This window comes from Lysobacter capsici, from assembly GCF_014779555.2.
GTDB lineage: Bacteria > Pseudomonadota > Gammaproteobacteria > Xanthomonadales > Xanthomonadaceae > Lysobacter > Lysobacter capsici.
In genome coordinates, this window is sequence record NZ_CP094357.1 from 3,720,618 (window position 1) to 3,746,921 (window position 26,304).

20 protein-coding genes are annotated in these 26,304 nt (G+C 66.3%); 5 read left to right on the plus strand and 15 right to left on the minus strand.

Going from position 1 to position 26,304, the window contains the following annotated elements:
- The first annotated feature begins 126 nt into the window (after nt 1-126).
- The 4 genes from pgaA to pgaD are packed head-to-tail and all read left to right on the plus strand — an operon-like array spanning nt 127 to nt 6,664.
- Complete coding sequence (pgaA, locus tag IEQ11_RS15035; RefSeq protein WP_191820779.1) at nt 127-2,217, plus strand: poly-beta-1,6 N-acetyl-D-glucosamine export porin PgaA; 2,091 nt, start codon at nt 127-129, stop codon at nt 2,215-2,217.
- Nucleotides 2,218-2,237: 20 nt separating this feature from the next.
- On the plus strand, nt 2,238-4,151 hold the full coding sequence (pgaB, locus tag IEQ11_RS15040) for a poly-beta-1,6-N-acetyl-D-glucosamine N-deacetylase PgaB (protein ID WP_425494685.1): 1,914 nt from the start codon (nt 2,238-2,240) through the stop codon (nt 4,149-4,151).
- A 48-nt stretch (nt 4,152-4,199) separates the two neighbouring features.
- Nucleotides 4,200-5,459 (plus strand): poly-beta-1,6-N-acetyl-D-glucosamine synthase, encoded by a 1,260-nt coding sequence (pgaC, locus tag IEQ11_RS15045; RefSeq protein ID WP_036102659.1) that lies wholly within the window; start codon nt 4,200-4,202, stop codon nt 5,457-5,459.
- Between the two features lie 11 nt (nt 5,460-5,470).
- Nucleotides 5,471-6,664 (plus strand): poly-beta-1,6-N-acetyl-D-glucosamine biosynthesis protein PgaD, encoded by a 1,194-nt coding sequence (pgaD, locus tag IEQ11_RS15050; RefSeq protein WP_191820778.1) that lies wholly within the window; start codon nt 5,471-5,473, stop codon nt 6,662-6,664.
- 142 nt (nt 6,665-6,806) lie between these two features.
- On the opposite strand, the gene IEQ11_RS15055 is transcribed toward pgaD, so the two are convergent.
- Nucleotides 6,807-9,089 carry a CocE/NonD family hydrolase gene (locus IEQ11_RS15055; RefSeq protein ID WP_191820777.1) on the minus strand — a complete coding sequence of 761 codons (2,283 nt, stop codon included), beginning with the start codon at nt 9,087-9,089 and terminating at the stop codon, nt 6,807-6,809.
- A 358-nt stretch (nt 9,090-9,447) separates the two neighbouring features.
- On the opposite strand from IEQ11_RS15055, the gene IEQ11_RS15060 reads away from it, so the two are divergent.
- Complete coding sequence (locus IEQ11_RS15060) at nt 9,448-9,930, plus strand: hypothetical protein (RefSeq protein ID WP_191820776.1); 483 nt, start codon at nt 9,448-9,450, stop codon at nt 9,928-9,930.
- Nucleotides 9,931-10,242: 312 nt separating this feature from the next.
- Here IEQ11_RS15060 and IEQ11_RS15065 read toward each other — a convergent pair whose 3' ends face one another.
- The 14 genes from IEQ11_RS15065 to IEQ11_RS15130 form a co-directional block, all read right to left on the minus strand.
- Nucleotides 10,243-10,899, minus strand: a complete 657-nt coding sequence (locus IEQ11_RS15065; protein ID WP_191820775.1) for a hypothetical protein — start codon at nt 10,897-10,899, stop codon at nt 10,243-10,245.
- Between the two features lie 405 nt (nt 10,900-11,304).
- Nucleotides 11,305-12,585 carry a hypothetical protein gene (locus IEQ11_RS15070; RefSeq protein WP_191820774.1) on the minus strand — a complete coding sequence of 427 codons (1,281 nt, stop codon included), beginning with the start codon at nt 12,583-12,585 and terminating at the stop codon, nt 11,305-11,307.
- A 65-nt stretch (nt 12,586-12,650) separates the two neighbouring features.
- Entirely contained in the window at nt 12,651-13,331 is a 681-nt protein-coding gene (locus IEQ11_RS15075) for an N-acetylmuramidase family protein (protein ID WP_247024565.1), read from the minus strand.
- A 340-nt stretch (nt 13,332-13,671) separates the two neighbouring features.
- Complete coding sequence (locus tag IEQ11_RS15080) at nt 13,672-14,031, minus strand: hypothetical protein (protein ID WP_191820773.1); 360 nt, start codon at nt 14,029-14,031, stop codon at nt 13,672-13,674.
- Complete coding sequence (locus IEQ11_RS15085) at nt 14,031-14,966, minus strand: hypothetical protein (protein ID WP_191820772.1); 936 nt, start codon at nt 14,964-14,966, stop codon at nt 14,031-14,033. Before IEQ11_RS15085 ends, IEQ11_RS15080 begins: the two co-directional genes overlap by 1 nt.
- Before the next feature lie 482 nt (nt 14,967-15,448).
- Entirely contained in the window at nt 15,449-16,735 is a 1,287-nt protein-coding gene (locus IEQ11_RS15090) for a glutamate-5-semialdehyde dehydrogenase (RefSeq protein WP_191820771.1), read from the minus strand.
- A complete protein-coding gene (gene proB, locus IEQ11_RS15095; protein ID WP_228464423.1) occupies nt 16,732-17,973 on the minus strand; it encodes a glutamate 5-kinase in 1,242 nt (413 codons plus the stop codon). Before proB ends, IEQ11_RS15090 begins: the two co-directional genes overlap by 4 nt.
- A gap of 11 nt (nt 17,974-17,984) precedes the next feature.
- On the minus strand, nt 17,985-19,274 hold the full coding sequence (argH, locus tag IEQ11_RS15100; protein WP_191820769.1) for an argininosuccinate lyase: 1,290 nt from the start codon (nt 19,272-19,274) through the stop codon (nt 17,985-17,987).
- A gap of 112 nt (nt 19,275-19,386) precedes the next feature.
- A complete protein-coding gene (gene proS / locus IEQ11_RS15105) occupies nt 19,387-20,715 on the minus strand; it encodes a proline--tRNA ligase (RefSeq protein WP_191820768.1) in 1,329 nt (442 codons plus the stop codon).
- Nucleotides 20,716-20,933: 218 nt separating this feature from the next.
- Entirely contained in the window at nt 20,934-21,896 is a 963-nt protein-coding gene (argC, locus tag IEQ11_RS15110) for an N-acetyl-gamma-glutamyl-phosphate reductase (RefSeq protein ID WP_228464422.1), read from the minus strand.
- Complete coding sequence (locus IEQ11_RS15115) at nt 21,889-22,512, minus strand: GNAT family N-acetyltransferase (RefSeq protein ID WP_191820766.1); 624 nt, start codon at nt 22,510-22,512, stop codon at nt 21,889-21,891. Before IEQ11_RS15115 ends, argC begins: the two co-directional genes overlap by 8 nt.
- Nucleotide 22,513: 1 nt before the next feature.
- Entirely contained in the window at nt 22,514-23,842 is a 1,329-nt protein-coding gene (locus IEQ11_RS15120) for an acetylglutamate kinase (RefSeq protein ID WP_036102682.1), read from the minus strand.
- Nucleotides 23,842-24,933 (minus strand): acetylornithine deacetylase, encoded by a 1,092-nt coding sequence (locus tag IEQ11_RS15125; RefSeq protein WP_191820765.1) that lies wholly within the window; start codon nt 24,931-24,933, stop codon nt 23,842-23,844. Before IEQ11_RS15125 ends, IEQ11_RS15120 begins: the two co-directional genes overlap by 1 nt.
- A 120-nt stretch (nt 24,934-25,053) precedes the next feature.
- Complete coding sequence (locus IEQ11_RS15130) at nt 25,054-26,253, minus strand: argininosuccinate synthase (RefSeq protein WP_191820764.1); 1,200 nt, start codon at nt 26,251-26,253, stop codon at nt 25,054-25,056.
- Between the last annotated feature and the right edge of the window lie 51 nt (nt 26,254-26,304).

A 26,304-nucleotide genomic window follows, 5' to 3' on the forward strand; every position in this document is an offset into this window, starting at 1 on the left:
GGCCGTGTTCACAGAGCTTTGGCACAGCTTTTGCGTCAATACCTCGCAATGTGATGCAAATCACATTTCATTTGGAACTGCTTCACCCTCTGCAACCTCCCCCCGCCACACGGAACTCGGTCGCCCATGCCGATACAGCATCGTCTTGCCCTCTCCATCGCCTTGGCGACCGCAGCCGCAACCTGTCCTGTTACGTCAGCTTTTGCCGTTACGCGTCACGAATCCACCCCCGACCCCCTGCCCGAAATCGAGCGCCTGCGCTCGGATCGGCAGTGGCTGGCCGCGCTTGCGCATATCGAACGTGCACAAACCCAGCGCCCGGATGATGAGCAACTGTACCGGCTGCAAGTCCTGACCCTGGCCGACCTGGGCGGCGCCGAGCGCGCCTGGTCCCTCGCGCAGGCCCGACCGGGCTTGTTCAGCGACGCCGAACGCCAACGCCTGAGCTCGGACCGCCTGGCGCGCCGGGTCCTGTGGGGCACCCTGTTTCCCGAGAACGAAGCCCAGCGCCTGTCCGAGATGCGCGATGCCCGCGGCATCCTCGAACAGCACCGCGCCGGCCAGACCCCGGCGCAGCAACAGGCCGAGCTGCGCACGCGGTTCGACGAACTGGTGATGCTCAACCATCTCGAGCGCCACGCCGAGGTCGTGCAGCGCTACCGCGCGCTGCAGGCCGAGAACGTGCAACTGCCGATGTACGCGCTGGCCAAGGTCGGCGCGTCGCTGCTCGCCGACAAGCATCCCGAGGAAGCCGCGAGCGTGCTCGAACACGTCGTGCGCGAATGGCCCGACGACAACGACTCGCAGCTGCAACTGGCCTACGCCTATTCCGAAAGCGAGCGCTTCGACGACGCCTACGCGCAACTGGACAAGATCAAGGCGGCCGAACCGGCGTTCGTGCGGGTCAAGGGCGCCAAGGAAAGCCACGAGAACTGGCGCCACTACGACGCCGACAGCCACCAGACCATGATCCGCCTGTACGGCGAAGACACGGTCGGCGCGCAGCGGCGCCTGGAGGAAATGGCCGCGATCGGGCCCAACAACGCCGGCCTGCAGAGCGACCTGGGCGTCACCTATCAAAAGCGCGGCTGGACCGATCGCGCGCTGGAACGTTTCCAGATGGCCAGCACCATGGAACCGACCAATGTCGGCGCGCGCATCGGCCAGATCGGCGCGTACCTGGAACACGATCGGGTCGACCTCGCCCGTCCGATCCACGACGAATTGCTGGCCAATCGCGCGCGCGACGTGCAGGTCAAGCAGATGGCGCAATCCTGGGATCAACGCCTGGGCTGGCAATGGCTGATCGGCACCGCCGGCGGCCGCAGCGACGCGCGCGGCGGCGGCGCGACCGCATCGCCGCTGGGCTCGCGCGATGGCGAGCACCGTTTCGAAATCATGAGCCCGCTGATCCACGACCGCTGGCGCCTGACCGCGCATGCGCGCGACGCCTGGGCCGATTACCCCGACGGCGCGCTGCGCACCGAGCGCGTCCACGACCGCCGCAGCGGCGTCGGCGGCCTGTACGCCTACGATCGCCTGACCGTCGGCTTCGGCGTCGATCGCGCCAACGATCGCTGGCTCGACCGTGGCGATCGCACCGGTTACTACCTCGATGCCGGCTGGCGCTTCAACGATCTGTGGCGCGGCACCGCGTCGTGGTATCGCGGCACGCCGGAGGCTTCGCTGCAGGCGCGCCGCGCCGGCATCGATGCCGACGCGTTCAGTCTGGGCCTGCGCTACACCCCGAGCGAACGCACATCCTTGAGCGCGAGCGCGCAGCAACTGCGCTACAGCGACGACAACACCCGCACCGCGTTCGGCCTGAGCGGCGCGCAGCGCCTGTACACGCAGCCGCATCTGCTGATCGACGGCCTGGCTGATCTGGCGACCAGCCGCGCCAGTCGCCGCGACAACGAGGTGCCCTACTTCAATCCCAGCCGCGACGCGTCCTTGAACCTCGGCCTGCGCATCGATCACCTGGCCTGGAGACGTTACGAGCGCCACTTCCGCCAGCGCCTGACCGTACAGGCCGGGCCGTATTGGCAGCAGGGCTACGGCAGCTACTGGGTGCCGCAGGTGCGCTACGAACACGAATGGCGTTTCGCCACCGGCCGCACGCTCGACTACGGCATCAACTGGTCGCGCCCCGTCTACGACGGCGTGCGCGAGGACCGGCTGGGCTTCGATATGACTTTCCGTTGGGGTGAGCAATGAGCGGTTCGATGGGCGGCGCGATGCGGCGCTGGATGATCTTCGTGTTGGTGCTTGCGATGACGAGCGTGGGTTCGGCCTGGGCCACGGATGCCGGCACGGCCGCGCAAGCGCCGGATATGACCCGGGTCGAGGTGGGCAACGGCGAACTGCTCGTGCTGAGCTACCACGACATCCGCGACGACGTCGCGCGCAAGGGCGACCCCGACGCCTACGCGGTCAGCACCCAGAACTTCGCCGCGCATCTGGATTGGCTGTCCGGCCACGGCTATCGCCCGGTGCCGCTCAGCGAGGTCATCGCCGCTTCGCGCGGCGGCAAGCCGTTGCCGCCCAAGGCCGTGCTGCTGACCTTCGACGACGGCCTGCGCAGCATCTACACACACGTGTTCCCGCTGCTGCGCGCCTATCGCTATCCGGCGCTGATGGCGGTGGTGACCGGCTGGGTCGATCTGCCGCGCGAGCAGCAGGTCGACTACGGCCCGCGCATGTTCACCCACGACGATTTCGTCACCTGGGACCAGCTGCGCGAAATGCAGGCCTCGGGCCTGATCGAGATCGCCTCGCACAGCGATAACCTGCACCGCGGCGTGACCTCCAACCCGCAGGGCAACACCATGCCCGCGGCGATCACCCGCGAATGGGACAGCAAGACGCAGCGTTACGAAACCGAGGCGCAGTACCTGGCGCGGGTGCGCAAGGACCTCACCGACAGCGCCGCCAGGATCAAGCGCGAACTCGGCGTCGCGCCGCAGTCGGTGGTGTGGCCGTACGCGGCCTACAACAGCCAGACCAACGCGATCGCCGACCAGCTCGGCATGACCGTGACCTTCGATCTGGAAGGCCGCCACCAGAAGATCGGCGCCGACCTGCACGGGCTGGCGCGTCTGCTGATGTTCGACAACCCGACCGTCAACGACCTGGCCTATGAACTGCGCCACGACGAAGAGCTCGACGGCGTGCGCGCGCTGCAGATCGATCTGGATTACGTCTACGACGCCGACCCGGCCCAGCAGGCGCGCAATCTCGACAAGCTGATCGAGCGGGTCAAGCAGATCGGCCCGAGCCACATCTTCCTGCAGGCCTTCGCCGATCCCGACGGCAACGGCTCGGCCGACGCGCTGTATTTCCCGAACCGGCACATGCCGATGCGCGCCGACCTGTACAACCGCGTCGCCTGGCAGCTCAAGACCCGCGCGCACGTCAAGGTGTTCGCATGGTTGCCGGTGCTCGGTTACGAATTGCCCGACGCGGCCCTGCGTGATCGTCTGGCGATCAAGGCCAGCAATCCGAAGGAAACCTTCCGCCTCAATCCGTTCGAGCCCGACACCCGCCGCATCGTCGCCGACATCTACGAAGACCTGGCGATCAGCGGTTACACCGAAGGCCCGCTGTTCCACGACGACGCCTTGCTGCGCGAGGACGAACTGCGCGGCCAGGCGCCGGCCGATCCGGCCGCGCGCACCGCCGCGCTGATCGGCTTCACCCAGGAACTCGCGCGCGCCGCCGGCAAGTGGCGGCCGAAGCTGATCACCGTGCGCAACCTGTTCGCCGCGCCCGTGCTCGATCCCAACAGCGAGGCCTGGTTCGCCCAGGACCTGGCCGCGTTCAACCGCGCCTACGACTACACCGCGGTGATGGCGATGCCGTGGATGGAGAACAGCCGCGATCCGCAGGCATGGATGGATCATCTGGTCGCGCAGGTCAAAAAGTCGCCGCGCGGCCTGGCGCGCACCATCTTCGAATTGCAGACGGTCGACTGGCGCCAGCGCGACAAGCCGATCCCCGCCGCGCGCCTGAAGGCCATGGCGCATCGCCTGCAGGCCGACGGCGCGCGCCACCTGGCCTGGTACCCGGACAACTTCATCGACGATCAGCCCTCGACCCGCGACGCGCGCGAAATCATGTCCGCGCGCGGCTTCCCTTACCTCGAGCGCTGAGCGGCGCCCCGCCGCCCAGCGCATCGGATCGATCGTCCCGAGACCGTCATGAATCAAGCCGCCAGCCCGCTGCTCGCCTTGCTGTTCCAGTTCGCGTTCTTCTACCCGATCGTGATGTCGTTCTTCTGGATTTCCGGCGGGCTGTACTACTACTTCCGCCGCGAACGCGGGTCGCTGCCGCGGACCACGCCGCCGGCGATGGACGACGCGCCGTTCGTGTCGATCCTGATCCCGTGCCACAACGAAGGCGACCACGTCCACGAAACCATCGCCGCCGCGCTGGCCCAGCGCTATCCGCAATTCGAAGTGATCGCGATCAACGACGGCAGCCGCGACGACACCGGCGACAAGCTCAATCGTCTCGCCGCCCAGCATCCGCAACTGCGCGTGGTCCATCTGGACCGCAACCTCGGCAAGGCCAACGCGATGCGCATGGGCGCGCTGGCCGCGCGTTCGGAGTATCTGGTCTGCATCGACGGCGACGCGTTGCTCGACGAGTACGCGACCCACTGGATGGTCTGGCATCTGTGCCAGGGCGCGCGGGTCGGCGCGGTCACCGGCAACCCGCGCATCCGCAACCGTTCGACCTTGCTCGGCCGCCTGCAGGTCGGCGAGTTCTCCTCGATCATCGGCATGATCAAGCGCGCGCAGCGCGTGTACGGCCGCATCTTCACCGTGTCCGGAGTGATCTGCGCGTTCCGACGCAGCGCCCTGCACCGGATCGGTTACTGGTCCGACAGCATGGTCACCGAGGACATCGACATCAGCTGGCGCCTGCAGATGGACCATTGGGACATCCGCTACGAACCCAATGCGATGTGCTTCATCCTGATGCCCGAAACCCTGAAGGGCCTGTGGAAACAGCGCCTGCGCTGGGCCCAGGGCGGCGTCGAAGTGCTGATGCGCCACACCCGCGATCTGTTCTCGTGGCGCAAGCGACGGATGTGGGCGGTGCTGGCCGAGTATGTGCTCAGCGTGATCTGGGCCTACACCATGGCCTTCATCATCGCGCTGTGGGCCATCGGCCTGTTCGTCGAACTGCCGGTGCAGTTGCGCGTGACCACGCTGTTGCCGTCGTGGCACGGCGTGATCCTGGCGCTGATCTGCCTGCTGCAGTTCGCCGCCAGCATCATCATCGACCGCCGCTACGAAACCGGGGTCGGGCGCAATTACTACTGGATGATCTGGTACCCGATGGCGTACTGGCTGTTGAGCTTCGCGACCACGGTCACCGCCGTGCCCAAGGCGCTGCTCAAGCGCCGCGGCACCCGCGCGACTTGGGTCAGCCCGGATCGGGGCATCCGATGAGTACGGATCAAATGAATACGGATATTCGCAACGCCGCCGGCGCAGGCGGCTCCGGCCGCCCGGTCAAGATGCCTCCGAACGCGCACAAGCACGACTCGCGCCTGATCCAGAAACCCGGCGCGCAGCGCGCGTTGCCGCGCACGATGTGGGGCGTGATCACCGGCGCGTTCTGGCTGGCGTACCTGTATCTGTGGACGCCGGTGGTGACCCTGGTGATGTGGCTGCTCGGCATCCGCAGCGTCGCCTCCGAGTTGTACCTGCGCAAGCACGAAGTCGACCCGTTCCTGATGCTCGCCCTGCCCGCCACCGCCGGCGTGGTGGTCGCGTTGCTGCTGATCTGGGCCGAGTACAACCGCTGGCGCTTCGCCGCCAAGAGCAGCGAACGGCGCGGGCAACAACGCGAAGTCGGCCTGGACGAAGTCGCGCGCGGGCTCGGCGCCGACGCGCAGGTCGCCCGCGCGCTCAACGCCGGCCGCGTCAGCGTGCTGCACATGGACCCCAACCACGCGGTGCCGCTGTCGGTCACCGCGGTCACGCCCACCCTGCCCGCGCAGCCGTTCCCGCCGACCGCGCCGATGCCGCGCTTCACCCGCCAGGCCGCGCCCGGCAACGGCTGGATGGTGGTGCTGGCGTTGGCCACGATCACGCTGGTGGTCGGCGTGCTGTTGCTGGTGTCGCAGGCGTATCGACAGATGGAAAGCAGTTCGCCGCTGCAAAGCATCGAAGGCACGCCCGGCATGGACCGGCCCGCATTGAGCGCCGAACAACTCGCCGAGCAGACCCAGGCGATGATGACGCGCCTGTCCGACGAACCGATCAAGCTCGCCAGGGCGATCGCTGCGGCGGTGGAAAAGGCTGAAGCCGAGCGCGCCGACGCCGAGCGCTCGCGCACCAAAACCCGCGCGAACGCCAAGCCGCTGGCCACCAACGCCAAACCGCGCCCGCTACCGGGATTCAGCCCGAAACCGCCGTACCCGCTGGAAGCCCAGCGCCATCGCGAAGGCGGCCTGGTGAAATTGAAGGTGCAGGTCTCGGCCGACGGCCGCGCGCTCCGGGTCGACCTGCTCAAGCGCAGCGGCCATCGCGACCTCGACCGCGCCGCGGTCAACACCGTGCGCACCTGGCGTTTCGCGCCGGCGGTGCGCAACGGCAAGGCGATCGCGGCGGTGGTGATCGTGCCGGTGGAGTTCAAGCCACGGGACTGAACATAAATCCAACCACCAGACCAACCGAAGAAGCGACAAACCCACCCCGCTCTTCCGCCCCCGGAGCGGCGCGATTTACACCATCGCCTATCGCATCACTCCACGGCCGTGGCCCGCCACAGCCGCAGCGCCGCATCAACCGCTACTTCGCCAGCGGCACCTCCAACCAACTCCCACCCAACCACTCGATCCGCAACGGCTCCCCCGCATCCGCCAGCGTCTCATCGCTGACATCCTTGCCGCTGCCGTAATTGATCTGGTCCTGCGGCGACTTGCCCGGCCACAGCAGCGCCACGACCCGGCTGCCGGGCTGGAACTGACGGCTGCCCAGCCGTCCCGCGCTGAAATCGAAACGCTCGCGTCGGCCCGGCGTGAGCAGGCGGCGGTACTCGGGATGCCCCTGATAACTCAGTCGCGACTGATACCGCGCCAACTCGACGTACTCGCCTTTCGCGGTGAGTTCGTACAGATCCACGTGCAGGTCGAGATCGCGCTTGTTGGTCTTGAGCTCCAGATGCCCACCGAACAAACCGCTGTATTCCACCGCCTGCGCGAACGGTTCGCTGACCAGCACCACGCTGCCGACCGTGTCGATGACCGTGTCGACCGCATTGCCGCCCGGACTGATCCGATCGACATCGCCGCGATCGGCCAGATTCAAGGTCTGCACGATCGGCGCCACGCCCTTGGACTGCTTCTCGCTGAGCACCCAAGTGCCGTCCTCGCGCGCCGCGCCGAAATGCAGGCGCAACCTGCGCGGCCCCATCGCCGCCAGCGACGGCGCATGCTTCCACACATTCGCGCCCATCACCTCGTAGTTGATCCGGTCCTTCAGCAACGCCGGCTTGGGCGCGCCCTTGAACACGTAATCGAACCACTGGTAGCGCAACTGACCGATGTCGATATGCGCGACCGGGTCGACGGTGTAACCGCGCACGCTGTTGCCGGCCACCACGGTGCCGCGCTGGCCGCTGAAATGATCGTACGGGCCGACCACCAGGTAATGCTCGGCCTTGGGCCGATAGCAATAGTGTTCGCGCAGATGATGCAGCGCGCCGATCTGGGCGCCGTCGAAATAGCCGGTGGTGGTCAGCACCGGGATATCGATCGCGCCGTACTCCTGGCGATACGGAATCATGCTCTGCCAATAGGCGTCGTAATCGGGATGATCGAGCCAGCGCCGATACAACACGTTGGTGGTTCCGTCGAGCTTGTCGCGTTCGCGATACGCACCGCCCTCCACATACCACTGCCGGAACATGCGCCGCCAACGCGCGTTGTCCTCGTACGGCGCATTGTCCAAGGTTTTGTTGTTGGCGACATAGAACGGCCAGTAATGCTGGAAGCCGTAGAAGATGCCGCCCTCCATCGGCACGTCGATCCCGGGCGCGCCGGTCACCGACGGCATCATCGCCTTGAGCGCCTTCGGCCGGTGCTTGGCCGTGGCCCATTGAGTAAAGCCCTCGTAGCTGCCGCCGAACATGCCGACCCGACCGTCGCTCCAGTCCTGCGCGGCGATCCAGTCGATCAACGCCGCCGCATCGGCGCCGTCGTGCTCATACGGCACCGGCGTATCGGGACTGCAGCCCTTGCCGCGGCTGAGCCCGGTCACGCCCGCATAGCCGTTCGACGCACTGCGCCGCGCTTCGTTGAGCATGGTCGACGCATTGGCGTAGATGGTGAAGTTGAGCAGCGTGGGAAGCCTGGCCGGCGCCTCGCGCTGGCGCACGATCAGCGCGCACACGGTCGCGCCCTCGGGCGTGCGCACCGCCACATCGCGCTGGATCAGGTAACGCCGCGCATCGTCGGCCGCCAGCAGGTCGGCGGCCTGCGCTTTGAAGTCGCCGTAGACCGTGGCGATCATGTAGAGGCGAACCAGCGCCAGCGCGGCCGCCTGATCGATGCGCGGCTTGTCCTTCTGCGCCGACAGCGCGGCGTCCACCGCCTGCTGCTGCGAGGCCAGATCGAACTGATCGCCGCCGAACCCGCGCATCGCGATGGCCGCGGCGCGATCGTCCATCGACCCGAACGCCGCCTGGAAACTGCGCCGGAACGCACTGTCGAAATCGACCCGTTCGCGCGCCTGCAACTGCTTGCTGGCCGCGTAGATCTCGTACTGCGCCATCGTCGCGCGCTGCTGCGGCGGCCCGCCGAGCGGCGACAATCGCCGTAGTTCCTCGATCGACGCCAGCGCCTGCGGGTACTGCCCGGCGACGATCTGCAAGCGCGCGGCGTTGCCCAGATAGCGGACCCGATCGGCATCGGCGTAATCGGCGAGGACCTGGCCGGCGAGCTTGGGCATGGCCCGATCCAGCTCGGCGCGGTTGTCGATCGCGGTGGCGGGGAATGGATAGTCGGGGGCGGCGAACGCCGGGCTGGACAGCAACGACAGCACTACAAGACAAACCGCGACAGCGCGAAGCATCCCTTTCTCCCCTGGCCGCGAAGGGCGGCCGTATTGCCATGGATGAGCGAACGGGCCAAATGGTCGCATGGCGGCGACGCGAACACGCGAATCGGGGTAACGGCGATGGGCCGATGCGACGGAACCGGCCGCAGGCGGAGCGAAACCGCCTGGAGACGGTGCGACCTCGGGGAAACACGACTGGCTGGCCCTTGAACACGGCACGGCGCGACGACGGCCGTTGCGGCGATGTCAGGCTGCAGCGCGCATGAGCCTCACCCGAGCCGCCTCCGTGTCCGATGCTCACGCCGATCTTCGTAGAAATACATGTCTTCCCAGGCGAGAGACGGTCATGACTCGAATATGGATGTCGATATTGATGGCAATCGCGCTGCTCGGCTGCGACACGCAGGCGTCCCCCGCGCACAGGCCCGGAGCCTCGTCAAAACCCGAGCGTCCGGCCGCGGCCGTATCGGGCAAGGCGCCGCAAGTCGTCAAGGCGATTCGAATTCCCGCGGGCGTCAAGTTCAATGAGAAGCTGGATGCGTCGGGAAAACTGCAAGGGCTCACGATCGTCGCTCGCGACAACTCTGTGCAGACGCTCGCTTGCGGCTGCAGCGGAGCCTGTAGGCCCAGCGGGTCCAATCCCTGCAAGGCGACCAAGCAAGAGCCCACCGGTTCGACGATTTACCAATGCTCGGGAAGCTGCGTCGGCAGCGAGCAAGGCCCATGCGGCCGATGCTCCATGCAACCCTCCGGAGACATCCTGACGCCTCACGATTTCAAACGTGTGCTGGGTGTCGAGGTCGTCGGCAACGCTCGGCCCGCCGTGCAACGCGATCCCGAACGGAACGAGCCGTAGCGCCGCCGTTTGCTTGGCGGCGAACCGATCCGCACGCTGACTGTCATGATTTCCAAGGTTCCCGCGCACGACTCGAAATAAGCCCACCGCTGCCGCCCATTGCATTCGCCGCGGGCGGCCGCGGTCTGCTGATCCGCGAACCGGATCTCCAGAACGTCTCGTGCTGCCCAATGCGGTTGCGCGGCGTCCAGGCTTGCCGATGGAACCGATGCCGAAAGCATCCAAGCCTGGCTCCAGAACAAAACCGAGTCCTGAAGCAGGCAATGAACCTGAGCCTTTTGCAGGTTTCGCTTCTACCCAACCAAGCCAGCGCTACGGGACTGAGGTCAACCTGAGCGTGTCGTATTTCTGGCGATACAGGTAAAGCATCGGACGCACGACCCGCACGTATTCCTCCATCGCATCGACATTGACCTGGTCGATGTTGCCCGCGTTATTTCCGGTCTGCACGAAGCGTATTCCGTACTCGCCGATATCCAGCAACTGCTCCGCCCACTGCGCGAGGGTTTCGTCCTGCTTCCATGACGCGGGATTCAGCATTCCCAGGATCGCCAACTGCTCCTGCGACAGCGCGCGGGGCTGGATCTTCTCGTTGACCGCGTTGCGGTAGCTTCCGATGTAATCCTTGGCGACTTCCGCCGCCATCGAGATCAAGTCGCCCACGCTGGCCGGGCCCGAGGTCGGTACGAAGGCAGTCATCGCCTTGACCAGCTCGCCCATCGACTCCTTTTCGCTATGCATTTGACCGTACACGCCCCAGACCAAAGCGACGCACTTCGCGCACTTCTGCAAGTTGCTCATATAGGGCTGCTGAAGGGTTTTCTGCACGGTGTTGATCTGCGCCGTCCACTGATCCGCGGGGATGTCCTGAACCCGCCTGAGCTGGTCGTACACCAGGACCTGGATGCTGAAGTTGCGCAAGGGAGTCTTTCCCTTGGCGTTGCTCGGATAAACGTTTTCCCATCCCATTACATTCTCCTTCGTGATAAATGAGCGCGCGGCTCGCTTGCGGCGCAAGAGGCGCCGCGCACCGGTGTGAATTCCCCGAAATATTCATGCGGCCATGTCGGTATCGACATGCATGGCGCGCGATCGCGCCGTGGCCCGAGGTGATGTTTCGCAAGGTTTGGATCCTCGCGCTCGGTCGCACGCCGACGTGGCGGCAGCCTCGCCCCCTTCGCCAGCTTGCGCCGCTCCCTGGTTAAACGTCGCGGCCGCGCCGATGTGAAATCGCAACGGATGCAGTCGTCCGAAAGAGATCGAACGATGCCCGGCTCCGTGGCCGACCGAGCGGAATCCACACGGCATGCATCGGCTTAGGTTCGCAGCCGACGGGGCCTCATCGCGGTCAAGAGCCGGCCTGCGGCCCGACCGCTAGTCCTGTTTCTCGGGAAACTTGAATCCGATATAGGTGCCCGAACTCAGGCCCATCAGTCCCAACAGCGTGGCGCTGAATTCCGGCATGGCCAGACTGTTGTAGACGGACGACATGAACATGATTCCGAGCACGATCGTCCAGGCGAAGATCTGGAAGCGATGGAAGGAATAACCATGGCGATCGGCCATCACATCGCGAAGAAACCCGCGTGTCGCGCGCGCCGACTTTGTCGACTCGAGCGATGAGAACTGCTGGTCTGTCTGGGCGAGCCGCATTCGGCCCTGCTGGATCTGCTGGTCGAGGCTGTCCCGATTGACCCGGTCGTCGGACGAGCTCGCGGTCGCCGAGTCCAGCCCGGCGCGCCTGGACTGCAAGTCGGCGACGCTCTGCCCGAGCGCCTGCCGTTCCGCCGACAGCTCCCGTCGTTGTTCCGAGCGCGCGGTGTCCTTGCTGGAATCGATCAGCGCTTCGCTCAGCGCGGTGCCGGCGCTGATTCCCATCAATCCGAGCAGCGATGGCGTGATCGTGTCGAGCCTGTCGGTGACCAGCCAGATCACCAGGTAGGAAACGTAGATAAGAAAAAACCAGAAGGCCATCTGGGTGCGGCCCAGGTTATAGGCCTTGGCTCGTCCGTCGGCCGGATCCGGGCCCGGGTCGCGAATGATGCTGGTCTTGCGCGCCAGCCGGACGAACAGCACGAGGGTGAGCAAGGCGACGATGGTCGCGGTCGCGCCGGACACGGGAGGGACGACCATCATCTGGACCCGATGGCCCTCGTCGTAGACGCTGTCGAACGGTGAGTGATCCTCCAGGCCGACGCTGAACCTCACCGGCCGCTGGATGCTGTCCGGCGCGCCGAGCAGATCCGTCCACAGCTCCGTGTTCGCGGCGGTGATCTTCAGATGGAAATAGAGACGGCCGTCATGCGGGTGGATTTCCTCCGGGTAGTTGCCGCGAATCGCCCTGCCGTCGATGAAAGGAACGAGCTTGGCCGGGTCGTGCGTGGCCGACCACTCTTTCAAGTTCGCGACCGTGACCTTGGCGATGTCGTTGAGCTGGATGATTTCATTCACGGTGGTCACTTTCGGGGCCACGATCGGCTTTGTCGCGGGGTTGCCCGCGCTTGCGCTTGCCGGAGCGGTGGGAACCGCGTCGGCGGATGTCGTGACGTCGGGCGCTTCGGCATCGCGTGCGTGCGCCGGTTGAAAGCTTGCGCACAGCAGCGTCAGCGCCAACACAGGAACGACGGCAAGCTGATTCGATACCCTGGTCGACATGATCGTTCTCCGCGCGAATCCTTGAAGCCCAATCCCCAGACATCCCGGCAAGCACGACGATCCGGTCATTGGCTCTGCGCGGCGAACCGCGCATAGGCCGTCGCGAGCTTGGTGTCGTAGCGATTCTTCGCAAACTCCGGTCCGTTGTACGCCGCCGCGAAGCCTTTCCAGTTTCGCCCCCGCAATGCATCGAGGAACTTCGGCCGCGAGATGAAGTGGGCGAAAGCGGCCAACTGGGCGTCCGCGCTTTCCTTGTGCGCGGCGACGAAGGCATCGACATCGTCGAATCCGCAAGCGGCGTAGTTGAAACCCATGATCTGGAACGCGCCCCAGCTCGCGGACTCCAGCGCGGCGACGCGGTCGAGCGCGCTGGCGGCGTCGAGCCGCTTCCATTCGCCCGCCATCGAACCGGAGTACTTGCTCCGGTCCCAGCGCGGGTAGCTCAGCCCGGGATGGCTGGCGCCGAAACGCCCCTTCGTCCGGCGATGGAACACGTGGCCTTCGAAAAGGATCTTGGGCAGTTGCGAAGGCGAGCGCATGAAGCCGCCGCCGGACGATTCGACCTCCGCGACTGCTTTCAGACAGGCCTCATCCACGCCAAGCGTTTTCGCTATCAGCTTCCACGCCTGTGGCGAGATGATCCGGTTCATGGCGCTCTCCTGCGAGATGGCGTTGATGCGAAGGGCGGACCGCGCGACGGCGCGGGTGGCTGGCGACGATGCGGGCGGCGAAAGCGCGAATCCCACGATCGACGCCTGCGGTCGCACGCACCCTCATCCAACGCCGCGGGGGTCGATGCGTGAACCTCGGCGTGTTCGGGCGCCGCCGACGACGGCCGCCGCGGCGATGGCGGCGGCCGCGCCCACGAGGTGGTCCGTGGCGAGTGCAGCGAATGCGTCTTCCGCAGCCTGCTACCGGCGCATGCCGGGCGAGGCGATGACGGCTTCTCGCGCGCGACGCGACGCATCTGAAACAAGCACAAGAAAACGCCCGCGGGACACGCGGGCGAAATTCGAGCGAAAGCCGAAGCATCGACGCGGGCCTGGCGCGGATGCCGGATGCGGCGCATCGCCCTTTGCCGCGAGTTCAGGCCAGCTTGATCTTGTCCAGCACCTTGTCGACCAGGCCCAGGAACTTGCTGGCCGCCTTGATCACCGCGGCGATCCTGGTCGCGGATGCGATAGCCGATTCCAGATCGCCGGTCGCGTCGATCACGCTTTCCACCTGCGTATCGATCTGCGCGCTGGTCTGCTTGAACAACAGGCTGCCGCAGGTCATCACGCGGAAGTTGATCTCGTGCATTTCGCGAACCAGGGCATCGGCCTCGTCCGAGGATCGCACCCGGCTCAGGCGATCGACCAACGCCTGCTGCTGCGCGATCAGCGCCTTATGCAGGTCCTTAACGCCTGCGTTGATCCGCGGCGCGGTGGTTGCGGTGTCGTTCATCACGATTCCCCCTCATGCTCGGCCGCTTCTTCGCGGCGCGCTTTCTCGATCTGTTCCTGCCGATCGGCCCATCGCGCATGCTCGTCCCGCAAGAGGGCGAGCAGATCGCGCGCCCCCTTGGCCCGCCCGGCCGCGAGCTCCGCGTGCGCGTCGGCCAGCAGACCGAGGGATCGGCGCAACGAAACCAGCGAAAGGTCGCGCGCATCGCGCTGATCGAGCGTGGCGATGAAACTCAGGCTGATCGCGCGCTTGTCGGCCTCGCTGGTGGCGCGAAGGAACTGCGCGGACTTGCCGGCCAGGACCACCTGCCAGGAACTTCGAACCGTGCCGCGAATCGCATCGTCCTTGTCTTCGCCGATGGCGGCCATCATGGTCTTGAATACCGCCTGGACGCCGGGGTCGGCCTTGCGTATCGCCGCCATCGCATCGCGCTGCGTCTTGATCTGCACCAGCAGGCCGCCCAGCGTCGAAAAGCCCGCCGCGACGCCGCTGGGAAGCTGATCGTCCCCGACTGTGCCGATCGCCGCTCCCAGACCGGCGAGTTCCTGCTCCACGCCCGCCCTGATCTTCGGATCCAGCAGGGCCTGTACGGATTGCGCGTACTTGTCCATGAGTCCGAAGGCGCGATGCCATTTCTCGACGTCTTCCGGCGCCAGCACCGTGACGATCTGGGTTTCGCTGATCGACGGCTGCAGCATCACCCGGTCGATCTGCCGCTCGCGCAGGAACGAATTGATCTCCACGAACGCCTGCGTGGTTTGTTGATCCGCGATCACCACGCCTTGGCGAAACGGCGGAATCTGCTCGACGTTCGGCGCCGTGGCGCATCCGGCCAGGGCCAATAGTGCTGATACGAGGCAGACGATTGGGCCGCGTCGGATACGAGCATCGGAAGCGAATTTTTCGCGCCTGTTGGACTGGAATACTGCTTGCATGTTGCTTCCCTATCGAGTGACTGAGCCGTCCGATGAGCCTGTGATGCGGCAGTGCGCATCGCCGCTACTGTGTGGGCCGCCCACGGCTCTCTAGATGACGCAACCCGCGAGTGATGTCCATGCGGACTGTGGACCCACGTAGAAACCAGTGCCTTCGGCCGGTTGCGTATTCAACCGAACTGCAAGGAGATAAATGCTCTCGGTGAATTCGAGGATCGTTCCGCGCCTGGGATGTACTGCAGTCGTGGAAACGAAAGAGCCCCGCCAGTGACGGGGCTCGACTGATCATGGCCCGAATTAGGCTCGATGTGAGTTCGCGGGACGTTTGGCCTCGTGGCAGGCACGGCTGAACGTCGTCGATGGGATTGTCGCGACAACGCGCTGAAGTCTCTGGATCCCCGCTTTCGCGGGGATGACGACTCCGTGGGCGGCGCCGTGGATTGGGGAACCGAAGTCGCGGGTGGAAACGGCCCCGCCGTTGTTCAATCGCGACCCGTCAACGATTCCGCATGCCGCACCTGCCCTTCCCCGCGCACGACGAAGCGTTCGATGGTCAGCGATTCCACGCCCATCGGCCCGTAGGCGTGCAGGCGCGTGGTCGAGATGCCGATCTCGGCGCCGAGGCCGAGCTGGCCGCCGTCGTTGAAACGCGACGAGGCGTTGACCATCACCGCCGAGCTGCGGGTGCGGCGCACGAAGGTTTCGGCGGTGGCGGCGTCGGCGGTGGCGATGACTTCGGTGTGGTCGGAACCGAAACGGGCGATGTGCGCCAGCGCTTGCTCCATATCGTCGACCACGCGCACGGCGATGATCAGGTCCAGGTATTCGGCGGCGTAGTCGGCTTCGTCGGCCGCGCCGATTCCGGCGGACGCCGCGCCCGCGAGCGCGCGCGTGCGTTCGCAACCGCGAACCTCGACGCCACGCGCGGCCAGCGCCGTCAATGCGCGCGGCACGAAGGTCCCGGCGATATCGCGATGCACCAGCAGCGTTTCCAGTGCGTTGCACACGCCCGGACGCGAGGCCTTGCCGTCGACCAGCAGGTTCAAGGCCAGTTCGGGATCGGCGGCGCGGTCCACATACAGATGACACACGCCCTTGTAGTGCTTGATCACCGGCACCCGTGCATGCTCGGCGACGAAACGGATCAGGCTTTCGCCGCCGCGCGGAATCGCCAGGTCGATCAGGTCCGACAACTGCAACAGTTCGAGCACGTGCTCGCGCGCGGTGTCTTCGATCAACGATACCGCCGCTTCGGGCAAGCCGTGTTCGCGCAAGGCCGCATGCAGGCAGGCGGCGATCGCGGCGTTGCTCGCGCGCGCCTCGGAGCCGCCGCGCAACAACACCGCGTTGCCGGCCTTCAGGCACAGCGCCGCGGCGTCGGCGGTGACGTTGGGGCGGGCTTCGTAAATCATCGCGATCAGGCCCAGCGGCACACGCTGGCGTTCGATCACCAGGCCGTTCGGCCGTTGTTCGCGCCGGGTCACCTCGCCGAGCGGATCGGCCTGCGCGGCCACTTCGCGCAGGGCGTTGGCGATCGCGCCCAGTCGCGCCGGGTCGAGCTTGAGCCGGTCCAGCATCGCGTCGCTGAGCTTCGCTTCGACGCCGCGACGCAGGTCCTCGGCGTTGGCCGCGAGCACGCGTTCGCTCGAGGCGTCGAGCTGCGCGGCCATCGCCTCGATCAGGCGGCGGCGCGTGGCGCCGTCCACCGACGCCAACACCGCCGAGGCTGCGCGCGCCTGTTCCGCCAACGCTCGTACGTAGCCGCTCATTGCGACAGCTCCTGTGACGGTCCGATCCGAGCATCGGATGCGTCGTCGTCGAAGGGTTGGGTCGGTCCGGGCGAAGCCGCCGCCGCGTCCGCGCGTTCGAGCAGCACCAGATCGTCGCGATGGACCAGCGATTCGCCGTAGCGAAACCCAATCAAGGCTTCGATATCGCGGCTGTGGCGGCCCTTGAGGCGGCCGACCTCGACCGAGTTGTATTGCACCAGGCCGCGCGCCAGTACCGCGCTGCCCTCGCCCAGCGCGCGCAGTTCCACCACGTCGCCGCGGCGGAATTCGCCTTCGACCGCGACCACGCCGCCCGGCAGCAGCGATGCGCCGCGCTCGTGCAGCGCCGCGATCGCGCCCGCATCGATGCGCAAACAACCGTTGGCCGGCGCATGCCGCAGCCATTGCTTGCGCGCGCGCAGGCGATCGGTGCGCGCGGCGACCAGAGTGCCGTGCAAGCGGCCCTCGCTGAGCGCGGCCACCACCTGCGCATCGCGACCGCAGAACAGCGCGGTCGCGACGCCGGCGGTCGCGGCTTTCGCCGCGGCTTCGAGCTTGGTGCGCATGCCGCCGGTGCCGAGCGCGCCGGCGCCGCCGCTGGCGGCGAGCAGCAATTCGGGCGTGACCGCGGCGACCTGCGAAATCGGCCGCGCATTCGGATCGCGCTGCGGGTGGCCGCTGTAGAGGCCGCCGATGTCGGTCGCGATCAGCAGCAGATCGGCATCGACCAGCGAGGCCACCGCGGCGGCGAGGTTGTCGTTGTCGCCGAGCTTGAGCTCATCGACCGCGACGGTGTCGTTTTCGTTGATGACCGGCAGCGCGCCCAGTCGCAGCAGCTCACGCAGCGAGGCGCGCGCGTTGAGATAACGGCGGCGGTTGCGCAGATCGTCGTGGGTCAGCAGCACCTGCGCGACCGGCACCGGCGACAGGCCCTGCCAGAACGCGATCAACGAAGCCTGGCCGAGCGAGGCCAGCGCCTGCCGCAGCACGATGCCGTTGCCGCCGGCCTCGATGCGGCTGCGTCCGGCCGCGACCGCGCCGGACGACACCAGCACCACTTCGCGCTGCTGCGCACGCGCATCGGCGATGAAGCGCGCCAGCCCGGCGGCGTAACGCGGATCGAGGCCACCGCCGCTTTGGTCGGCGAAACCCGCGAGCAGACTGCTGCCGACCTTGAGCACGGCGCGGCGCCAGGCGGGCAACGGTTGCGCCGGAAAGTCCGCTGCCGCGCTATGCATATCGGCGCCTGTCATGTCAGGTCCCGCAAGCGTCGTTGCAACTCGTCCAGGCGCAGATCGGCGGCCGCGCCGGGCGACACGCGCGCGGCCAGACTGGCTTCGGGATCGCCCTGCGCCCAGCGCGCCGGATCGGCGGCCTGCTTGTAGGCCTCGCGGAACGGCAGGCCCTGGCGCGCGAGGTCGACGGCGAGATCGGTCGAGTACATCGACGGATCGAGCGCGGCGCGCAGCTTTTCCGGCTTCCATTCCAGGTTGCGCAGCAGATCCGGCAGCAGTTCCAGCGCGCCCAGGCCGCGGCCGAAGGCGTGGAAGATCGCGCCCTTGGAGAATTGCAGATCGCGGTGATAGCCCGACGGCAGCGACAGCAGATGCTCGATCTCGCTGCGGCCGGCGGCGATGCTGGCGTAACTGGCGCGCATCAGCTCGATCACGTCGGGGTTGCGCTTGTTCGGCATGATCGAACTGCCGGTGGTGTACTCGGCCGGCAAGGCGACGAAGCCGAACTCGGCGCTGGTGAACAGGCTCAGGTCCCAGGCCAGCCGGCGCAGGTCGAGCACCGCGGTCGACAGCGCGTCGATCGCGCCGAGTTCGAACTTGCCGCGCGACAACTGCGCATACGCCGCCGACACCTGCATGCGGCCGAAGCCGAGCGCGGCGGTGGTGTGATCGCGCGCCAACGGCAGATTGACGCCGTAACCGGCGGCGCTGCCGAGCGGATTCGCGTCGACCCAATCCAAGGTCTGGCGCGCGCGCACCGCATTGTCGATGAAGCCTTCGGCCCAGGCCGCCCACCACATGCCGGCGCTGGACACGACCGCGCGCTGCAGATGGGTATAACCCGGCAGCGGCAGCGCGCGTTCGGCATCGGCGCGGGCCAGCGCGACTTCGGCGGTTTCGCGGCACAGCGCGTACAGCTTGCCCAGACGATCCTTCAACCACAGGCGCGTCGCAACCAGGATCTGGTCGTTGCGGCTGCGACCGGTGTGGATCTTGCGGCCGGCGTCGCCCAAGCGTTCGATCAAGCGGCCTTCGATCGCCGAATGGCCGTCCTCGAAACGTTCATCGAGCACGAAGCGGCCGGCAGTGAAATCGTCGGCCAGCACGTCCAGTTCCCGCGACAGGCCGTCGAGTTCCTCGCTGGTCAGAATGCCGATCTGCTGCAGGCCCTGCGCATGCGCGCGGCTGGCCTGGATGTCGAACAGGAAGAATTCGCGGTCGAGAATCACGTCCGCGCCGGCGAGGAAATTCTGGATGCGCGCGTCGACCTTGACGCCGGGTTTTTGCCAAAGCAGATCGGACATGGGGGCGTGCTCGGGAGGAGGAGAAAATAATTCACAGGAGTGAAGAGTGAGCAAGAGCGGTCGCGTCGGGTTGGCCTTTACTCGCTCCTCACTCCTCTACACTCGTTTTTCCTTACGCCGCAGGCGTAAGGACATGGGCCAAGGCATCGGCCGGCGACAGCTCCAGGCGTTCGCCGCCGGCGCGGCGCTTGAGTTCGACCACGCCGCGGCTCAGGCCGCGCTTGCCGACCACGATTTGCCACGGCAGGCCGATCAGGTCCATGCGCGCGAACTTGACCCCGGCGCGCTCGTCGGCGTCGTCGTGGAGTGCGTCGAGGCCGTGCGCCTGCAGGCCGGTCACGAGATCGGCGCAGACTTGATCGATCGTCGGGTCGCTGGGATCGAGATTGACGATGCCGACATTGAACGGCGCCACTGCGTCGGGCCAGACGATGCCGGCCTCGTCATGACTCGCCTCGATGATCGCGCCGAGCAGGCGCGACACGCCGATGCCGTAGGAGCCGCCGTGGATCGGCCGTTCCTCGCCTTCGGGCGTGGTCACCAACGCCTTCATCGGCGCGGAATACTTGGTGCCGAAGTAGAACACCTGGCCGACTTCGATGCCGCGGGTCTGCACGCGTTGCTCGGCCGGCACTTCGCGTTCGAAACGCTCGATGTCGTGGACGTCTTCGGTGGCGGCGTACGGCGTAGTCCATTGCCGGACGATGCCGCTCAGGTCGCCGTCGTAATCGGTGTCGGCGGCGGGAATCGGCAGGTCGAGCACGGCGCGGTCGCAGTACACCGCCGATTCGCCGGTCTGGGCCAGCACCAGGAACTCGTGCGACAGATCGCCGCCGATCGGGCCGGTCTCGGCGCGCATCGGGATCGCGCGGATGCCCATGCGCGCGAAGGTGCGCAGGTAGGCCACGAACATGCGCTGATAGGAGCGTCGCGCGGCGGCTTCGTCCAGGTCGAAGGAGTACGCGTCCTTCATCAGGAACTCGCGCCCGCGCATCACGCCGAAACGCGGACGCTGTTCGTCGCGGAACTTCCACTGCACGTGGTACAGGTTCATCGGCAGCGCGCGATACGACTTGACGTTGTTGCGGAAGATCGCGGTGATCATGTCCTCGTTGGTCGGCCCGTACAGCAGCTCGCGCTCGTGCCGGTCCTTGATCCGCAGCATTTCCGGGCCGTAGGCGTCGTAGCGGCCGCTTTCGCGCCACAGGTCGGCCAGTTGCAGGGTCGGCATCAGCAGCTCGAGCGCGCCGGCGCGGTTCATCTCGTCGCGCACGATCGCTTCGATCTTGCGCAGCACGCGCAGGCCGGCCGGCAGCCAGGAATAGATGCCGGCAGCCTCCTGGCGGATCAGCCCGGCGCGCAGCATCAGGCGATGCGAGGCGATCTGCGCGTCGGCGGGGTTTTCCTTGAGAGTCGGCAAGAGATAACGCGACAGACGCATGACTTTCCTCGATTTTCCGATTTACCTGCGCAGCACCCACACGCCGCGCAGCAGTTCCCCCCTTTGTAAAAGGGGGGTTAGGGGGGATTTGCTTTTGCTTGTGCTCTTTTGAATCAAGCAAAAGCAAAAGCGAATCCCCCACGCCCGCTTCGCGGTCGTTCGCCCCCTTTTCCAAGGGGGGCAAAAGCAACAGCAATCAACTCGACAGCAAAAATCGCTCAGGCCGGATCGATCTCGATCCCGGCCAGCTCATCGAATCCGAACGCCACATTCAAATTCTGCAAGGCCTGTGTCGCCGCGCCCTTGAGCAGATTGTCCAGAGTCGACACCACCACTACCCGGCGCCCGTCCTCCGACATCGTGAAGCCGCCGATATCGACATGATGCTTGCCGGCGATCCCGCTGACCCACGGCGCTTCGTCCAGCACCCGCACCATCGGTTCGCCGTCGTAATGGCGGTGATAGTGCTCGACCAGCTCCTCGCGATCGAAACGCCGCGACAGGTGTAGATTGGAGGTGATGGTCAGCCCGCGAAAATGCGCGGCCACATGCGGCATGAACTCGACCGGATGGCCCAGGTGGCGGGTGACTTCGCGTTCGTGCATATGCCCGGTCAGCGCGTACGGCATCAGGTTGTCGCGCAGTTTTTCGGGATCGTTCTTGTCCGACGGACTGGTGCCCGCGCCCGAATACCCCGACACGCCGAAGCATTGCACCGGGCCTTCGAGCACGTTGAGCAGCGGCGCGATCGCCAACTGCATCGCACTGGCGTAGCAGCCCGGATTGCTGATCCGGCGCTGGCCGTGATAGCCAGCGCGGGTGAGTTCCGGCAGGCCGTAGTACCAGTGATCGTCGAAGCGATAATCCGCCGACAGATCGATCAGCACCGGATCGGCGCCGGCCGCGTCGAACGCCGCCACGCAATCGGCGGCCTTGCCGTTGGGCAGCGCCAGCACCACCGCGTCGGCGCCCAGGCCCGGCAGTTCCTCGTGGCTCGGCGAGCCGTAGCGCAGTTCGGGATTCTTGGCCGCGTACTGCGGGATGTGATCGGCCAGCTTTTGCCCGGCCAGTTCGCGCGAGGACACGAATGCCAGCTCGAACCGCGGATGCGCGGCGATCAGGCGAATCAGGTCGGCGCCGACGTGACCGCGCGCGCCCACGATGCCTATGCTCTTAGCCATCTTGTCCGGCTCCATGCTGTTGCAGCTTGTATTGAAGATTACGCTTCACCGCCGGCCATTCGCCATCGATGATCGAAAACGCGACGGTGTCGCGCGCGCTGCCGTCGGCGTGGCGGCGGTGGTTGCGGATGATGCCGTCCTGCTTGGCGCCCAGACGCGCGATCGCCGCGCGCGAGGCCAAGTTGAACCAGCTGGTCTCGAAGCCGACGCTGATGCAGCCCAGCTGCTCGAACGCATGGCTCAGCAGCAACAACTTGGCCTGGGTATTGAGCCCGGTGCGCTGCACGCGCGGCGCATAGAAGGTATAGCCGATCTGGACGCGCGGAACGCTCGCGTCCATATCGTAGTAACGGGTGCTGCCGACCACCTCGCCGTCCGCGTCGAGCACCGCGAACGCCCAGGCCACGCCCTTGGCCTGCATCGCCAGCGCCGATTCGATGTAGGCGTCGACGCCGTCGGGCGCGGGCACGTTGGTGAACCAGATCCGCGCCAGTTCGCCGCCGGCCAGCGCCGCGCGCAGGCCGGCGGCGTGGGCGCGCGTCAACGGTTCCAGCGCGACGTGCTCGCCGCGCAACCGCGGCTGTGCGTCCCAGGCGCTGCCGCCGTGCTCGCTCATCTCAGTCCTCCAGGGTCGGTGCGCGGCGGCTGGAGTAATCGACGCAGGCGGCGATCTCGTCGAAGCCGTCCATGCCGTACCAGAACACTTTCCACTTCTCCTGCTTGAGGCAGCCGTCGGATTCGGAGTAGTAGAACGGATTGACCGAATTGCCGTGGCGCGAACGCCAGAACACGCTCGGGTTCTGCTCGCGCATGACTTGCCACACCGCGCGGCCGAGACCTTCGCCCTGGGCATCGTCGAGCACCGCGAATTTATCGAGGTAAGTGCGGCCTTCGGCCTCGATCAGGATCACCGCCGCGCGATAGTTCTCGCTGACGTAGGCCTGCTTGAGCGTGGTGCGTTCGAAGTAATCGTCGACCAAACGACGCCCGAACGCCGAATCGATCAGCGAACGCAGCCGCGGCAGATCCAGCTGATCCCAGCGCTGCGCCTGCAATACGCGCTCGCCGCGCCGCACCAGGGTGCCCGAGCCCTTGTGGGTGAACAGTTCCTTGGCCAGCTCGGCCGGCTTGGTGATCGACACCGACGAAGTCAGCGGCAACTTGTCGAGCAAATCCTTGATCTGTTCGATCTTGACCCGCATGCCGCCGTTGATCCACGGCTGTTCGATCAGGTGCTCGTACTCGGTCGACAGGTTGATCGAATCGATCACCTTGCCGTTGTCGTCGAGCAGGCCGCCGGTGCCGGTCAGGAACACGATCTTGTACGGCTGCAGCACCTGCACCAGCTCATTGGCGGCGAAGTCGGCGTTGACGTTGAGGATCTGCCCGCCCGCGGTTTCGCCGAGGCTGGCGATCACCGGGATCGAACCGGCCTGCAGGCTGGCCTCGATCGGCGCGAGGTTGACCTTCTTCACTTCGCCGACCAACCCATAGGTGTCGCGGTCCAGGTAGTCCGCCTCGAACACACCCGAGATGATCGACGTGGCGCGGCCGTCTCCCGATTGCAGCGCCTCGACCAGCTTGAGGTTCTGCGACTGGAACACCCGGCGCACGATCGCCAAGGCCTCGGGCGAGGTCACGCGCAGGCCGTTGACGGTCTGCTTGACGATGCCGGCGGCCGACAATTCCTCGTCGAGCTGCGGGCCGGCGCCGTGGATCACGATCGGGGTCAGGCCCACGTCCTGCAGGAACGCCAGCGACGAGGTCAATGCGGCCAGATCGTCGCGCAACACCGCGCCGCCGACCTTGACCACCGCGAAGCGCTTGGAATCGAGCTGGGAAAAGCGCTTGAGGTACTGCGAAATCTCCTTGGCGCTGGCCATGCTCGACAGCAGCCGCACGATGGTTTGTCGCGTCTGCAGGTGGGCATCCATCGAAACGCTCATTACCCGTTGCTCCCCATGATGCGCGCGACGCTGTCGGCGTAGCGCTGCAGTTGTTCCAGTGCGACCCATTCGTCGGCGGTGTGCGCTTGCGCGATGTCGCCGGGGCCGTACACGATCGCCGTCAGGCCGCCGGCCGAGAACAGCGAGGCCTCGGTCCAGAAGTCGACCGCGTTGCCGATGGGCAGGTTCAGCGCGTCGGCCAGATCGCGCGCTTCCAGGCGCCGCTGTTCGGCGTCGGCGACATTGCCGGCCGGCAGCGACGGGCCGCGGAAGGTTTCTTCGTAACGCTCGATCACCCCGGCCTCGCTGAGCGTGCCGAACAGTTCGTGCAGCGCATCGATCGACTGCGACGGCAGCGGACGGAAACCGAAGCGCAGCTCGGCGCTGGACGCGATCATGTTCGCCTTGATCCCGCCTTCGACCCGGCCGATGTTGAAACGCAGCCCGGTCAGGCCGCCGAAACGCTGGTGCGACTGCGATTCGACGTAGTCCAGGGCCTTGCCGCCCCAGCGGATCGCCTGATGCAGCGCGCTGGCCTGCATCGCATTGGCGCCGGAGGCGTGACCGGCGACGCCGCGGAAACGCAACTGCACCGAGCTGATGCCGCGATGCGCGAGCACCGCTTCGCACATCGTCGGTTCGGCGACGATGGCTTCGAGAAAGCCGTGTTCGGTGGCGAGGAAACCGTCGATGCAGCGCGCGTCGTTGGCTTCCTCGTCGGTGCTGAACAAGAACGCGGCATCGCCGTTGGTCACCGCGGCGGCGGCCAGCAAGCCGGCGGCGGCGCCCTTGATGTCGCAGGCGCCCAGGCCGATCGCGCGGTCGTCGGTGACGCGCAGCGTATGCGGGTCGGCGCTCCAGGCTTCCGAGGACGGCACGGTGTCCAGATGCACGTTGAACAAGCGGCACGGGTTGCCGCGCACGGCGAGCATCGACACCGCGCCGGCGCCGTGGTCGGTCACTTCGATACGGAAGCCGTCGAGCTGGCTGCGCAGATAATCGAATATACCGCCGGTGCCGATCTCGCGCGGCGGGTTTCGGGTGTCGTAGGACACCAGGGCCTGCAGGTGGTTGAGGACGTCGGGGAGCATGGGGGGTCGCGGCCAGAAATGAGTGGAGAGGAGTGAGGAGTGAGTAAAAACCGGAGCGCGGAGAGATCGGAGAAACGAGCTGTTGCCTCTACTCGTTCCTCACTCCTCTCCACTGATTCCTCAGCTTTTCCGATTGATCTCCGCCCACAACGTGCTGCTCATTCCGAACAGCTTGATGAAGCCTTCGGCCTCCTCCACGCCCCAGTCCGCCGCCTGCGCATAGGTCGCGCCCTTGGCATTGAGGATGTGCGGCGAGCTGATCGCGACCGCGTTGACCACGCCGCCGTTGGTTTCCAGTACGACTTCGCCGTTGACGGTGGACTGCGAGCTCGCGAGGAAGGCTTCCAGATCGGTCTTGAGCGGATCGTGGAAGAAGCCTTCGTAGACCAGTTCCACCCACTTGCGCGCGATCTCGGGCTTGAAGCGGTTCTGGTGCTTGCTCAGCACCGCTTCTTCCAGCGCGCGGTGCGCGGTCAGCAGCGCGAACAGGCCCGGCGCTTCATAGATGATCCGGCCCTTCAGGCCGATGGTGGTGTCGCCGGTGTACAGGCCGCGGCCAACTCCGTATTGGGCAAAAAGCCCGTTGAGCTTGGCCAGCATCTTGTGGCCTTCGATCTTTTCGCCGTCGAGCGCGACCGCTTCGCCGTTCTCGAACGCGATCGTGACCTTGAGCGCTTCGCTCGGCCACTGCGACCGCGGCTTGCACCAGCCGACCGCGCCCTCGCCCGGCGCCTGCCAGCGATCGATCTCGCCGCCGGACATGGTCAGGCCGAGCAGGTTCTCGTTGATGGTGTAAGCCTTTTGCTTGGCGCGCACGCCGAAGCCGCGTTCTTCCAGGTACTTCTGCTCGTAGGCGCGGACTTCGGTGTGTTCCTTCTGGATTTCGCGGATCGGCGCGACGATGTCGTAGTCGCCCAGCGCCTTGACCGCCAGGTCGAAACGCACCTGATCGTTGCCCATGCCGGTGCAGCCGTGCGCGATCACCTTGCAGCCCAGTTCGTCGGCGCGCTTGAGCGCGGCTTCGACGATCAGATAGCGGTCCGACACCAGCAGCGGGTACTGGCCCTGATAGCCCTCGCCGGCCCAGACGAAGGGCTTGACGAAGCCCGACCAGATCGCCGGGCCGCCGTCGACGGTGACGTGGCTGGCGACGCCGAGCTCGGCCGCGCGCTGTTCGATGAATTCGCGTTCTTCCGCGTCCACGCCGCCGGTGTCGGCGAACACGGTATGCACGGCCCAGCCGCGCTCTTGCAGGTAAGGCACGCAGAAGCTGGTGTCGAGGCCGCCGGAGAAGGCTAGGACGATGTTGCGCTCGGTCATGGGGGATTCCGGGGAGAAATGAGTGGAGAGGAGTGAGGAGTGAGTCAGAGC